Annotated in this window: 13 protein-coding genes; 4 read left to right on the top strand and 9 right to left on the bottom strand. The window is 70.4% G+C overall.

Translation table 11 applies throughout. The annotated features are described in order from the left end of the window. Window positions 1–531 precede the first annotated feature (531 nt). From M1L60_RS33140 to M1L60_RS33125, 4 genes are all read right to left on the bottom strand, one after another. Window positions 532–1,134: a DUF305 domain-containing protein gene (locus M1L60_RS33140; protein WP_253241496.1), complete on the bottom strand. Its 603-nt coding sequence runs from the start codon at window positions 1,132–1,134 to the stop codon at window positions 532–534. Continuing rightward, entirely contained in the window at window positions 1,119–1,940 is an 822-nt protein-coding gene (locus M1L60_RS33135; protein WP_253241495.1) for a lytic polysaccharide monooxygenase, read from the bottom strand. The genes M1L60_RS33140 and M1L60_RS33135 overlap by 16 nt, the downstream gene beginning before the upstream one ends. A gap of 89 nt (window positions 1,941–2,029) precedes the next feature. Further along, window positions 2,030–3,334 carry a HAMP domain-containing protein gene (locus tag M1L60_RS33130; protein WP_253241494.1) on the bottom strand — a complete coding sequence of 435 codons (1,305 nt, stop codon included), beginning with the start codon at window positions 3,332–3,334 and terminating at the stop codon, window positions 2,030–2,032. Beyond that, window positions 3,331–4,017 carry a response regulator transcription factor gene (locus tag M1L60_RS33125; protein ID WP_253241493.1) on the bottom strand — a complete coding sequence of 229 codons (687 nt, stop codon included), beginning with the start codon at window positions 4,015–4,017 and terminating at the stop codon, window positions 3,331–3,333. The genes M1L60_RS33130 and M1L60_RS33125 overlap by 4 nt, the downstream gene beginning before the upstream one ends. A 36-nt stretch (window positions 4,018–4,053) precedes the next feature. Here M1L60_RS33125 and M1L60_RS33120 point away from each other — a divergent pair, with 36 nt between their 5' ends. The 3 genes from M1L60_RS33120 to M1L60_RS33110 are packed head-to-tail and all read left to right on the top strand — an operon-like array spanning window position 4,054 to window position 5,597. After that, the gene (locus M1L60_RS33120) at window positions 4,054–4,662 is read left to right on the top strand and encodes a DNA mismatch repair protein MutL (protein ID WP_253241492.1); all 609 of its coding nucleotides are present in this window, start codon (window positions 4,054–4,056) and stop codon (window positions 4,660–4,662) included. 51 nt (window positions 4,663–4,713) lie between these two features. Beyond that, complete coding sequence (locus M1L60_RS33115; protein WP_253241491.1) at window positions 4,714–5,124, top strand: phage holin family protein; 411 nt, start codon at window positions 4,714–4,716, stop codon at window positions 5,122–5,124. Next, window positions 5,121–5,597 (top strand): DUF3618 domain-containing protein, encoded by a 477-nt coding sequence (locus M1L60_RS33110; RefSeq protein ID WP_253241490.1) that lies wholly within the window; start codon window positions 5,121–5,123, stop codon window positions 5,595–5,597. Before M1L60_RS33115 ends, M1L60_RS33110 begins: the two co-directional genes overlap by 4 nt. Window positions 5,598–5,604: 7 nt before the next feature. Here the strand turns inward: M1L60_RS33110 and M1L60_RS33105 are convergent, their stop codons facing one another. The 4 genes from M1L60_RS33105 to M1L60_RS33090 form a co-directional block, all read right to left on the bottom strand. Beyond that, the gene (locus M1L60_RS33105) at window positions 5,605–6,444 is read right to left on the bottom strand and encodes an SGNH hydrolase domain-containing protein (RefSeq protein ID WP_253241489.1); all 840 of its coding nucleotides are present in this window, start codon (window positions 6,442–6,444) and stop codon (window positions 5,605–5,607) included. Window positions 6,445–6,448: 4 nt separating this feature from the next. Beyond that, window positions 6,449–7,735 (bottom strand): acyltransferase family protein, encoded by a 1,287-nt coding sequence (locus M1L60_RS33100; protein ID WP_253241488.1) that lies wholly within the window; start codon window positions 7,733–7,735, stop codon window positions 6,449–6,451. A gap of 95 nt (window positions 7,736–7,830) precedes the next feature. Continuing rightward, window positions 7,831–8,199, bottom strand: a complete 369-nt coding sequence (locus tag M1L60_RS33095) for a MerR family transcriptional regulator (RefSeq protein ID WP_253241487.1) — start codon at window positions 8,197–8,199, stop codon at window positions 7,831–7,833. A 21-nt stretch (window positions 8,200–8,220) separates the two neighbouring features. Then, window positions 8,221–10,101 (bottom strand): glycoside hydrolase family 30 beta sandwich domain-containing protein, encoded by a 1,881-nt coding sequence (locus M1L60_RS33090; RefSeq protein ID WP_253241486.1) that lies wholly within the window; start codon window positions 10,099–10,101, stop codon window positions 8,221–8,223. A gap of 89 nt (window positions 10,102–10,190) precedes the next feature. On the opposite strand from M1L60_RS33090, the gene M1L60_RS33085 reads away from it, so the two are divergent. Continuing rightward, entirely contained in the window at window positions 10,191–11,192 is a 1,002-nt protein-coding gene (locus M1L60_RS33085; RefSeq protein ID WP_253241485.1) for a LacI family DNA-binding transcriptional regulator, read from the top strand. Window positions 11,193–11,356: 164 nt separating this feature from the next. On the opposite strand, the gene M1L60_RS33080 is transcribed toward M1L60_RS33085, so the two are convergent. Continuing rightward, window positions 11,357–13,282: a hypothetical protein gene (locus M1L60_RS33080; protein ID WP_253241484.1), complete on the bottom strand. Its 1,926-nt coding sequence runs from the start codon at window positions 13,280–13,282 to the stop codon at window positions 11,357–11,359. Between the last annotated feature and the right edge of the window lie 36 nt (window positions 13,283–13,318).

The raw sequence follows: 13,318 nt of genomic DNA, 5'->3' as shown, positions 1-13,318 counted from the left end.
GAACGCGGCTTCGCCATCCTGACCGGCCGCTGGAAAACGCTGCGACACGCCACCACCAGCCCCAGCCGAATCGGCGATATCGTCGCCGCAGCTCTCCACCTCATCCACTTCGAATACCGATATCTGTACGCCAGTCGCTGAGATCACCTCACTGGGCGTACGCAACCAAGCAGCCCCGTGGCTCGAGTTGCAGCCGCCGCCGGGCACGGCCACTCCGCCCGACACGCTCATGTCCGGGGCGAACGAGTCGCTGGGATCGTCCCAGTCGAAGCTCCAGGCGTCGCCCGGTCATCACAAAATAACGAAATGCCCCTTCCGCCAGGCTCGTTGACCGAGCCCACTGGGGCCGACAGGCCCCGTCACGAGGCTTCCAGTTCGGCGTGGCAGCGACCACCGGCGTCGGCGCCCCAAAAGACAAGAACAAGGCAGGCCGTCGTACGGCATAAGGCATTCATCCGGTTCGAAATACTGGCATCGGGGAAACTCCGGAAGCGCGGCCCCACCAGGCCGCCCTTCCGGAGTTTGAACCTACTATCCGTTCATCAGCTTGAGCATCTGTTGGATCTCGCCCTGGCGGGACTGCTTGACGCGTTCGGCGAACTTCTTGGTTTCCTCGTTCTTGCCGCCGGTCAGGGCGATCTTCGACATCTCCATGGCCTGGTGTTGGTGGGCCAGGAAGAGGTTCAGGAATGCGGTGTCGAAGTTGGCTGCCTTGACCGTGGTCAGGGCCTTGATCTCCGCCTCGCCGGTGCCGGGTAGGCCGCCGTGGTCGGCGTGGAGGCTGGGGGCCTGGTCGACTTTGGTGTCGGCGCCCCAGCCGGTGAGCCAGGACTCGATCATGGCCAGCTCGTCCTTCTCGGTCGCCTGGATGGCTTGGGCCAGGGTTTTGAGCTCGGGGTTCTTGGCCCGTGAGGCGGCCGTCGTGGTCATCTGCAGGCCCTGTTTCTGGTGGTAGGCCAGCATTTGCAGGAACATGATGTCGGTGTCGTTGTGTTCGTCGCCGGCCTTGATTTCGGCTACGGCTACCTTCTCGGTGGTGGTCGGCGGCGCCTCTTTGGCTGTGCCGCAGGCTCCCAGCAGGAAGGGGGCTACCAGGGCGGCGGCGATCAGGGTGCGCTTCACAGCGGCAGCCACAGGGCGAGGGTGTAGATCGAGGGCTCCCAGCTGTTGATCGCGGTGTGGCCCTGGCGGCACTGGAACTTCTTGCCGTTGAAGGTCACCACGTCGCCGGTCTTGTAGGTCGCGCCCGCGGCCCACGAACCGCCGGCGGCCGGCGGGGGTGCGGTGGGCGGCTTAGTAGCGGCCGGCGGGGTCGTCGGGGCAGCCGTCGGCGGAGTGGTGGGCGCCTTCGTGGGCGGCGTGGTAGCCGGCGGCTGTGTCGCGCCGCCACCATTAGAGCCGCCGCCATTAGAGCCGCCGCCGGTGGAGCCGCCGATGTTCAGGTCCACGCAGTTGTAGAAGGCCATCGGGGTGTCGGCGATGTTCCACACGGCCAGCACCGTCTGGCGGCCGGGGAACCTGCTCAGGTTGACCTTGTGGTTGACCACCGCGTCGGGCTGGGCGCCGCCGTCGTCGAAGGAGGCGACCTTGGTGTTGCCGATGAAGTATTCCCAGGTCGTGGTCTTGTGGCGGGCGGTCAGGACCCAGCTGAAGTCGACCGTGGAGCCGACCGACTTGGCCGGCCAGTTGCGGGACTCGTCGGCCAGCTGGGCGAAACCGGGCACGTCGCCGTTGCACGACTTGAGGCCCTTCTTGGCCTCGACGCTCTGCGGCTCGAACTGGATGGGACCGCAGTCCTTGACGTCACCGGAGGCGCACAGCGCCTGGCGGCTGGGCGGGGACGACACGTAGCCGTGAGCCATGGCCGGTGAGGCGACCGCCAGTGTCGCGCCCGCTGTCATGCCGAGGGCCATCAGGGGATAGGCGATCTTCCTGCGCATGTCGTTCTCCGTACTGTCTCGTCGCGGCAGTTACGGCGCAGAAGCTACGGAGAGTTTCCATAACGGAGCCTTAAAGGGCCCGAAAACAATCATGAAACCGTACGGCGGACGCGGCGGGAGCGGGCGGCCGGCGCTTGCAGATAGATGCCGACCCGGGCGCCGCCGAGCGGGCTGCGGTCGATCACCATCTGGCCGCCGACCATCTCCGCCGCGCGGCGGACGATGTCCAGCCCCAGCCCGGTCGAGCCGGCCCCGCTCACTCCACGCTGGACGGACAGCGCCGGATTGTCGATGCCGGGGCCGGCGTCGTCGACCAGCAGCCCGGCCGGCGAGACGGTGACCCGGAAGGCGACGCGTTCGGGGGTGTGCGAGAAGACGTTGCCGAGCATGGCGTCGACCACCCCGATCAACTCGCTGCGAGGTACGGCCACCATCACTGGTTCGTCACCGCCGACGACCTGCCACGGTCGTTCCTGGTCCTCGGCCAGCACCGACCAGAACGCGAGCCGGTCGGCCAGGACCTCGACCAGATCGGTCATCTCCTGGCCACGGGCCTGCACGCCGAGCCGCGCCCCCTTGATGATCGCCTCGAGCTCCTCGTCGAGCAGGTCACAGGCCTGCCGCATGCGCTCGCCGATCGGGCCCGGCGGCATCGCCTCGGCATCCAGCCGCAGCGCGGTCAGCGGCGTACGCAATCGGTGGGACAGGTCGGCGGCGAGCTCGCGTTCGCGGTCGAGCAGGCTCTTCAGGTCGTCGGCCATGGTGTTGAAGGCGTTCGCGGCGTCGCGCAGTTCGCGGGGGCCGTCGGGGGTGACGCGGGTGTCGAGTTCGCCGCTGCCCAGTCGGCGGGCCGAGCCGGACAGTTCGCGGGTGGCCCGGACCAGGCGGCTGCCGAGCCGGTCGGCCAGCAGCGTCGAACCCGCGACCAGCACGATCGCCAAGCCGCCGAGCACGAACCAGGCCGCCCACACGCCCCGCGTCAGTTCGGCGTCGGGCACGAAGACCTCGACCACGACCGTACGACCGTCGGTGAGCACCGTGGGCTGCAGATACACCATCCCGTCGGCGACCGGGGCGAGCGCCGAGCGGCGGTCCTCGGCGGCCACGGCGATCTGCGCGTCCGACGTGTGCGAGACACCGATCGCCTCGACGTCGGGCAGGTGGACGGCGAGCCGGCTCTCACTGCCGGCAGTCGTGCTGGCCACGGCGTTGGTCAACAGGGTCGGGTCGGCGTCGACGCCCAGCACGGTCACGAGCGAGGTGGCCTGCTGGCGGGCGTCGCTCACGGCCCGGTCGTACGCGATCTGGCGGGTCGCCACGGCCAGCGGCACCAGGAAGGCGAGCGCGACCATCGAGGTGATGGCGAGCGCGAGCCGATTGAGGGTCCATCTCATCGGGGATCGACCATCATGACCCCGACCCCGCGTACGGTGTGCAGGAAGCGCGGCTGCGCAGCCGTCTCCCCGAGCTTGCGCCGCAGCCACGAGATGTGCACGTCGATGGTCTGTTCCTCGCCGATGCGGGCCTGGTTCCACACCTCGTTCATCAGCTCGCGCCGGCTGATCACCTGACCCACCCGCTCGGCCAGATAGGCCAGCACATCGAATTCGCGGCGGGTCAGCTGCAACGGCTCACCGCGCAGCTCGGCCCGGCGCTGGCGCGGGCTGATCACCAGGTCGCCGACCGTGATCGCGCTGGGCGCCTCGTTGGTCGTGGCCCGGGCCCGGCGCAGCACCGCCGAGATGCGGGCCAGGATGTGCCCGCCCGAGAACGGCTTGGTCACGTAGTCGTCGGCGCCCGCGCTGAGCAGGCTGATGATGTCGGCCTCGGAGCGGCGCGCGGTGGCCACGATGACCGGCACGTCGGACACCGAGCGCATCATCCGCAGCGCGTCGGTGCCGTCGATGTCGGGCAGCCCGAGATCGAGAATGACCAGGTCGGGACGCTCGTCGGTGACAATTTTGAGGGCCTCGGCGGCCCGGCCCACGGGGCGCACGACATGGCCCGCATCGGTCAGCGCCCGGGACAGCGCCGCCGTGATGATGCGGTCGTCCTCGACCAGCAGGATCATCGCCATGGCGTACACCATAGGTGGAGGTGAGACGATGTCATCGTGCGATCTTCCCGGTGGGCGCCGATCGCGGGGTGGTGTGCCGCCACCGCGACGAGCATTGTGCTGGCCTCGGTAGCCCTGCTGCCGGTGTTGCGGACGTCGTCGCCCGAGGACGCCGCGCTGGCTCAACTGCCCGCGGCCGACTCCACCAGCTTCCCGGCGCCGTTGCCCAGCGTGAGCGCTCCGCGGACACCGAACGTGACACCGACGAGCAAGAAGCCGCCGAAGGTCACCACGAAGCCGACCACCACGCCGCCCCGCGAGACCGAGCCGACTACGGCGGCCACCGCACCCGAACCGCCAGTGACCACTACGACGCCGCCGACTACGACCGAGGACGGCTGGACCGTGACCACGGCCGCGGACGGCACCCGGACCTACGTACGGTCGTTTCGGGTCGAAGGGGGTCAGGCCGTGATCAAGATGACCTCGGACGGCGTGGTGTCACTCGTGACCGCGACCCCGGCCGACGGCTGGTCGGTGCAGAAGGTGCAGGACTCGCCGGACAACATGGCGGTCTACTTCAACGAGACCCAGCACAGCTTCATCATTCACGCGACCTGGTTCAACGATCGGCCGTTCGTCCAGGTGAGCGAGGTCGGATCCTGATTACCCGACAAATCGGCGGGTAATTGAGTTCCCGAGGAAGGGAGCTCAGGGATGACGACGCACACCGAGCAGCAGCCGGTCGGCCAGCTGGTCAGCCAGCTGAGTGAACAGATGTCGACGCTGGTGCGGGACGAGCTGACGCTCGCCCGGATGGAGATGGTCGAGAAGGGCAAGCGCGCTGGCGCCGGGGCGGGCCTGCTCGGCGGGGCGGGTGTTATCGCCATGTACGGGCTCGGTGCCCTGTTCGTGACGATCGGGGCGCTGCTGGCGCTGGTCCTGCCGGTCTGGGCGGCCGCGCTGATCGTGACCGTTCTGCTGTTCGCCGTGGCCGGGGTGGCCGCGCTGATCGGCAAGAACCAGGTCAAGAAGGCCGTGCCGCCGGAGCCCGAGGAGGCCATGGCGAGCGGCAAGCGCGATGTGGAGACCGTGAAGACGGCGATCCGGGAGGGGCGGCACGCATGAGTGAGACCAGGTCGCGCGACGAGATTCGCGCCGAGATCACTGAGACCCGGGCCGAGCTCGCCGACACGGCGTCGGCCCTGGCCGCCAAGGCGGACGTGAAAGCCCAGGTCAAGAACGCGGTAGCGGACAAGAAGGAGGCCGCCGCGGAGAAGGCGGCGCAGGTGAAACAGGCCGCCGCGGAAAAGACCGAGCAGGTCAAGGCGGTCGCCGCCGAGAAGGCCGAGCAGGTCAAGACGGTCGCGGCGGAGAAGGCGGAACAGGCCAAAGACGGCCTGGCCCACGTCAAGCAGTCGACCGCGCAGCACACGGCCCGCTTGGCCGAGACTGCGGCCGGCGCCACGGACCAGTTCGTGGGCCGCACCGACGCCGACGGCGTGGTCCGGGAGCGGCGCCCGTTGCCGCTGGCCGTGGCCGGAGCGATCGTCGTGGCCGCGGCCGCGGTGGTGACGGTTCTGGTGCGACGCCGCCGCTAGTCGAGGATCAGGAAACGGCGTCCGGCGGGAAGTGCTCGAGCAGCGCTTCCTCCAGGACGCCGTTCAGCATCCGGACGTACGTTCCCGTCAAGTGGAACCGGTTGCGATAGACCAGTACGTTGCCGATCACCGGCATGCACACGCCGGTACACAGCCACGGCAGCACCGACACGTACCCCGCGCCGGTTGACTTGGCCGCGCCCGCTTCGGCCGCGTTCCAGGTGCGCGCGGTGGCCGCGGTGCGCGTGGTCGAGCAGGCCGCGACGTCGGCCCGGTGGACGGCGAGGCACTGCGGCGGGCTCTGCTCCAGCACCGGCGTGTCACCGAGCACCACGACCTGCCGGGCCAACCCCTTCAACGTACGCAGGGTGTGGGTGAGCCCGTCCTGCCAATCACCCGGCGTGATCAGTTGACCCGGGCCCCGCTTCTGCGAGTAGCTCTCGTTCGTCACGATCAGCAGTTCCGGCTTGATGGCCGCTATCCGCCCGGTCACGAACGTCCGGAACTGGTCGCACTCGGCGAACGGCCGCTGCTCCCGCTGGTTCCAGAACGTGATGTTCAGCGTGGGGCAGGCCGGCTTGCCGAACACCTGCACCCGCCAGTCCCGCCGCTCGGCGATCTCGCTCATCGCCGGCACCCACATCCCCGCGTGCGAGTCGCCGTAGAGCACGACGTCGGTCGCACTGGCCCGGTCGCCCAGGACGCACGGTTCGATCCGGACCGCCCGCGGCCCGGCCTCGCACCGCTCGTTGTCGAAGCCGAGGTCCCCGGTCGCGGTGGCCAGCGACGGCGTCAGGTCGACGGGCAGCGTCCGCCGTTTCGCGGCTTCACCGACCGCGTCGAGCACTACTTCAAGGCTGATCCGTGGGGCGGGCGGGGCGAGCACGCGCGGGGGCGGCGGGATCGCGGTCGTGCAACTGGTGATCACGGCCAGCAGCACGACCAGTGACGTGAGACGAATCGAGCGGCCGGCCATGCAGGGCTCCCAGTCGAGGTCGGTACTCGGCGCCGTTCCGGGGGTCGGCCGCGGGCGAGGTGGAGGTCTGCCACCGGGCGACCGCGAGCGGGGCCACGATCAGCCAGGCGGCCAGGGACAGGCTGAGCACGTAGGAGCGGCGCAGGTGGGCGCTGCGCCGGATCGGGTTCTCGAGGCAGACGTACGTGATCACGGCGAGCCCGAGGGCGGCCGCGACCAGCAGCGCCCGGCTGGGGGCGGGCAGCGGTCCGCCGTACGCCTGCCCGGCGATCACCAGCACCGGCCAGTGCCACAGACCGAACGAGTACGACAGTCGCCCCAGCGCGACCAGCGGCTTCCGGCCGAGCACGGAGTCGCCCCGCCCGGCCAGCACGAGCACGGCCCCCAGGACGGGCAGCACGGCGGCGTACTTGGAGGGTGTGGCGGCGTCGAAGCTGAGCGCGGCCACCACGATCAGGGCCAGCCCGGTCCCGGCCATCGCCGTGGCGACCCGCGACGGGATCCGGTCGAGCCGGGTCGCGACCAGCGCGAGCAGGCTCCCGACGCCGAGCTCCCAGCCCCGCGTGGCCGGCGAGAACGACCCCGACGACAAGATCGTGTACGCCAGGGAGGCGACCACCGCGGCAGCCAGCCACCAGCCGATCGCCCAGCGGAAACCGAGCCAGAGCAGCACCACGACCGCAGCCGGCCACACGAGGGAGAACTGGGCCAGGACGGCCAGCGACCAGAAGTGCTGGACCGGCGAGAAGCCGTCGGCGGTGAGGTGGAAGTTCCCGGCGAACAGGGCCGACCAGACGACGTCCTCGGCGATCTCGTCGCCCCGTCGGTAGCCGAGCCAGTGATAGCCGGCCAGCAGCGTCGCCACCAGCACGACGGCCGCCGCGGGCAGCAGGCGCCGGGCCCGCCGGGCGTAGAAGCCGATCAGCGACAGGTCACCGGTCCGGCCGATCTCGCGCAGCATCAGCGCGGTGAGCAGGAAACCGGAGACGACGAAGAACACATCCACGCCGACGTAGCCGCCGGCCAGGCCGGGGACGCCCGCGTGGCACAGGACGACCAGCACGACGGCGACCGCGCGCAGGCCCTCGACGTCGGGCCGGAAGCGGATCGGCGCGCCGGCGGCCGCGGGGGCCGCCGGCCGGCGAGTTGTCGTCTCGGTCATCGCGCACACGCTAAAGCGCACGAAACCCGACTAAACGGTATTCAGGGCGGAAACAGCCCGTTGCGGCAGAGCTTCGGCCGTTCCGCCCCGGCGACCTACGCCATCTGGTACGTGCAGCCGCTGGACGGACCCTCCGAGAACGCGATGACGGCGTCGAGCCGGTCGCGGGCCGCCGTGAGCTGGGCGATCTGGGTGTTGATGCGGTCGCGCTCGGAGGCCAGCAGCGCCCGCGACTCCGGGGTGTTGACCTTGGCGTCGACGCAGGGCAGCAGGTCAGCGACGGTACGGCTGGTGAGCCCGGCCGCGTACAGATGCTGGATCAGCTGCACCCGGTCGACGGCCGGCTCACCGTAGTGCCGCTGGCCGCTCGCGCTGCGCTCGGCCGTGAGCAGGCCCTGCTCCTCGTAGTAGCGCAGCGCGCGCACACTCACACCGGCCCGGTCCGACAGCTCGCCGATCCGCATGATCTCCCCCTGACGTCAGCGTCAGGTCCGAGCGTACGCGCGGACGTCCGCCACCGACCACCAGCTGCCGGCGGCCGTCGTCAGCGTGATGCGGACCTGGCGCACGGACCGGCCCTTCAGATCACCCTCGGTGAGCTGGCCGGTCGTCGTGCTCGCTACGGGCCACCAGCGCTTGCCGTCAGCCGATGCGGTGATCGCGTAGCCGCGCGGGAAGTCGCCGAGGTCAGCCCCGGTATCGAAGACGATCCGCCCGACGGACCGGGTGCGGCCCAGGTCGACCTGCAGGAACTGGCCCGGCTGGTGGGCCGCGCCGGTGGTCCAGCGGGAGCTCGCGTCGTCGTCGACGGCCAGGGCCGCGTCCGTCGCCGGGCTCGCGGTCGCTGTCCAGCCGGTCGGTGCGATCGGCCGGTCGTTCGAGTGTCCACGCCAGACAAATGTGGCCAAGGCCCCGCCGGGCAGCGTGTATTCGAACGTACGGCCGCCGTACTGCACCGCGAAGGCCTGCGGGTTGTCGTTCTCGTTGTGCGCGACCAGCACCGTGCTGCCATCCGGATTGACGAAGGCGACGTCCATGACGCGGCCGTTCCAGCCGGTCGTGCCGAAAGAAGTGCTTGCTACCCGTACGGCACCCGGCCGCACGAAGCGGGCCAGGTGACCCAACGTGTAGTACTCGGCGTTACGAGCCACCGCGCCGCCGGCACCGACCGTCACCACGCCGGTGCACGTGCCGCAGCCACCGTTGTGCGGCCCGTTGGTCTCGTCCAGGGCCAGGTTCCAGTTGATCACCGTCTTGGCCCAGTTCCGGGTGTTGCCGATGATCAGGTTGCGGGCGTGCCACTTGAGCGTGTCCGAGAACGTGTTGTCGGGATCGCTCGACTGGCTGCCCGAACACTCGGTGAAGTAGATGTCCTTAGCCGGGAACTCGTTGTGCAGCCGCGTCATCGCGCTCGGGTCGCCGTAGTAGCAGTGGTACGCCGTACCCGCGATCCAGCGCGCGGCCCGGGTCCGCAGCAGCTCCTGCGGGTAGTGATCGATGTCGGCCACCGAGTCGGGCGGGGTGCCGGCGGCGTCGTTCGGATGCTCCGACCAGTTGTGGTCGTACCCGAGGATCTTGGTCTTCTCACCCGCCGCCCGCAGCATCGGCCCGAGCCGCTCGATCACCTCGGCCGCCTGCCACGAGGGCAGATCCATGCCCGGATACCCGGCCGGGGCGCGGTTCTGGGGCTCGTTCTGGATGGTCAGGGTGTCGATCGGGACACCCTCCCACCGGTACGCCTGCACGAACTTGACCAGGTAGGCCGCGTACGCCCGATAGATCGCCGGCGAATCGATCAGCCGGCCCCCGATCAACGAGCCGTTCGTCTTCATCCAGGCCGGGGGACTCCACGGGGTGGCCATGACCCGCAGCTCCGGGTTGAGGCGGCGGGCCTGGCGCAGCAACGGCAGGATCTGGACGCGGTCGTGCCCGATGCTGAACCGCCGCAGCGCGAAGTCGGTCTGGCCGGCGGGCACGTCGTCGTACGTGTAGGCCGGGCCGTCGGTGAAGTCGGAGGCACCGATCGGCTGGCGCAGGTAGTTGATCCGGTTGTCGCGGAACAGCGACTCCATGACCGCGGTGCGGGCGCCCGGGTCGAGGCGGTAGAGCACGGACGCCGACGAGTCGGTGATCGAGGCGCCGAAGCCGGCCATCGTCTGGAAGCGGCGGTTCGGGTCGACGACCACGGTCGGGGCGCTCGATCCGGCCGTCTTGAAGGTGACCCGGCCGCTGTCGGCCAAGCGGCTCGCGCCGTCCGGGGTGGTGATCCAGACGCGGGCGGTGCTGGTTTCGTGGGCGGCCGCGGGTATCGGCGCAGCCAGGACGGTGGTGGCGACCGCCACCAGGACGGTTCCGAAGCGGGCCACGGGTATCTCCCCATGTAACAGACGGAAACGTTTCTGATACAGACAGGTAAGCGCGCCGGTCGATGGGTGTCAATGTCTAAGCTGGCGTGATGAGACAAGGGCCGACCGTCCGGGATATCGCGGCCCAGGCCGGAGTCTCCATCGCCACCGTCTCGCGGGTGCTCAACGACCAGGAGCACGTCGCCCCCGGCACCCGCGAACTCGTGCAGCAGGCCATCGACGAACTCGGCGGCCGGGCCCCGCGCCGCCGCCCGAGCCGGGCCGGGGCGGTCTTCGTCCGCTGCCCGTACCTGCTCACCGACTACTTCGGACTGATCGTGTCGTCGATCGCCGAGACGCTCGACCTGCACGGCCTGCAACTCGTGCTGAACGCCGGCGAGGCCGCGCAAGAGACACCGGTGCTGCCCACGCTGCCGACCCGGACGGGCATCGCCGGCGCCATCGTGGTGCTGCCGCCCGAACCCGCCGCCGATCTGGTCGCGCTGCAGGCCACCGGCTTCCCGCTGGTCGTCGTCGACCCGCGCGAGGACGTGCCCCGCGACATCGCCGCGGTGTCGGCGGCCCACTTCGCGGGCGCCCGCAGCCTCACCGCCCACCTGACCGGCCTCGGCCACCGCCGGATCGGTTTGCTCGCCGGCCCGGACAACTGGCTGGCCAGCGCGGCCCGGCGGGCCGGACACGTCTCGGCCCTGGCCGACGCCGGCGTGCTGCTCGAATCCCGGCTCGCGATCTCCGGCGAACCCACCGTCCGATTCGGATTCCGCGCCGCCCAGCGCCTGCTCGAGCTGCGCGACCGCCCGACGGCGCTGGTCTGCTTCAACGACAAGGTGGCCTCGGGGGCGCTGGCCGCGGCCGTGCAGATGGGGCTGCGCGTACCCGACGACGTGTCGATCGGCGGCTTCGACGACATCGACCTGGCCCAGGCCACCCGCCCGATGCTGACAACAGTGCGCCAGCCCCTGGGCGAGATGGGCCGCATAGCCGTCGGCCTGCTGGTTCGCATCCTGGACCGCCACCGCCTGGACGCCCTGCACGTCGAACTGGCCACCGAACTGATAGTCCGCAGCTCAACCGGCCCCGCGCCGCATTAGCCATACCCCGCCCGCCCTTGGGGGCCGACCCCGATCCAGTTTATCGAGAAATGGCGGCCGCCTGAGCCGTTGTCCACAGGAGCCGGAGTTATCCACAGGCTGGTCAGGGGCGTTGCTGATGGCGCGGGGGTCCGAGATGGCGGCCCCTGGTCGAGGCGAGCGGGTCAGGGGCGTTGCTGGTGGCGGGGTGGGTCGGAGATCGCGCCCCAGGTGGGGGTGGGCTGGTCGGCGGCGGCCAGGGGCTGGGGTTGCGACACGGTGACCTGGCTGGGGTGGCGGGTCGCGGGGATGACGGCCTCGGCCGGGTCGGGTAGAGGCTCGTGGGCGACCGGCGTCATGGACACGCGTGGGAGGGTGACGATGGCCGGGTCGACCTCGACAGCCTGAACCACGGAGCCCCGGCCCTCGTTCTTCACGAGGATCAGGGCGTACTCGGGAAGGTCCTGCAGGACGCGCGGCTCGAGCACGTATTCGTAGACGCGCTGCTCCGATGAGGCCTCGCTCCAGTTGGTGCCCTGGGCCGTCGACTCGGTCTGGCTCCAGTTGCGGGTCTTGCTCCAGTTGGTGCTGGTGTAGCGGCGCAGGCCGTGGCGGGAGGCGCGTTCGCCCTTGGAGCCGCCTTTCGTCTCGGACTCGCCGACCGTGTCGGCCACGGTGTGGGTCTCTTCGCCGCCCAGCGTGCGGGTCAACTGGCTCAGCACGAACTTGTGGCCCCGGCCGACGAACTCGGCCGCCTGCGCCGCCTCCTGGTGGTTGCCCAGGCGCATCAGGGCGACCTCGCCGCCGCCGATGGTTCGCAGCGACTCGGCCCGCAGGTGCGAGAAGAACAGCACCAGCCGGATGCCGCGACGTTCGCACAGGGTGCTGAGGCGTTCGATCGCGCGGTGGTCGATCTCGTCGGCGCCGAGCAGCACGAGCGAACCGATCGGGGTCGCCTCGTGGCGCACCTGGTGGCCCAGCCACTGCACCAGCAGGTCTTTGAGCAGTTCGTGCTGGGCCCGGCCGCTGCCCCCCTCGGCCACCAGGCAGGTCAGGTCGGCCGGGGGCGTGGTGGCGGGGTCGCTGCCCATGGACTCGAGCGGGTGCAGGAACGCCTCGATCCGCCGCACCCGGGACTCCTCGGGCCGAAGCGCGGCCAACCGAGCCTCGACATCAGCTGGCAAAATTCCGATTTGTCCAGACAGCACTCGCAGCGCCGCCAGCAACCGCGCCATGGTCAGCGAGGGCGGGAGAATGCCGGCGATCTGGTTGAGCAGTAGGGCGTCCTGCGACCGCTCGGCCCGGTTCCCCCCGTCGCCCGCGTCCCCGTACATGGCCTCGACCAGGCCGTCCACCAGCTCTTCGGTGGACAGACCGGCCACCAGGTCGAACGACGCCAGGTCGGACGGCAGCGCCACCTCGCGCACGGACCGCCCGGTGCCCAGGGCCAGCTGCATCAACTCGCCCGACAGGGCCTCGCCGGTGAAGTCGGCCAGCACCATGCGTCCCCGGGTGGCCAGCAGCGAGCCGCCGAAGACGGTCAGAACCGCTTCCCACCCGTACGAGGTACCACCCACGATGTCGACCCGGCGCGTACCCGGCGACGGGCTGGCCGCCGACCACTCCGGCCGCGCGTCCACGGCGTGCTGTTGCTGCTGGTCGTGCCACTGGCGACGGCTGTCCCAGGCCGTGTGCTCGGTTGCGTACGCGGCCTGGGCCCGCTCGTTCGCCTCGGCCACCGACCGCCGGGCGAGCGTCGGCATGAGCCCGGCCAGCACCGCCCCCGCGATCCCCCCGAGGGCCGACAACCCGGCCAGGAAGAGCACCAGGGTGCGCCCGCCGTCGGAATCCCGGGTCAGCACCCCGCCGCAGCACCCGATCAGCACCGTCAGCCCGAACCCCACACCGAGCGCGACCAGGATCCGCTTGACCATGCCGCGCTGGGCCCGGTCGAGCCTTTCCTGCAGCTCGGGCGGGACGGGCGCGGGCTGCGGCGGCGGTTCCATGAACTTCCGCCGGTACAGGTTCCGGTCGTTGAAGATCCACCCCAGTCGCTCGCCCTCGGTGGCCAGCTGGTCGAGGGGTCTCGGGGCGGGAACGGGGCTCGTCATCGCGGGGGACTCCGGGGGCCGTGGTGGTGTTCCCCT

This window comes from Paractinoplanes aksuensis (genome assembly GCF_024137025.1).
Lineage (GTDB): Bacteria > Actinomycetota > Actinomycetes > Mycobacteriales > Micromonosporaceae > Actinoplanes > Actinoplanes aksuensis.
The sequence above is the reverse complement of the archived record's forward strand: the minus strand, read 5'-3'. Positions and strand labels throughout refer to the sequence as shown.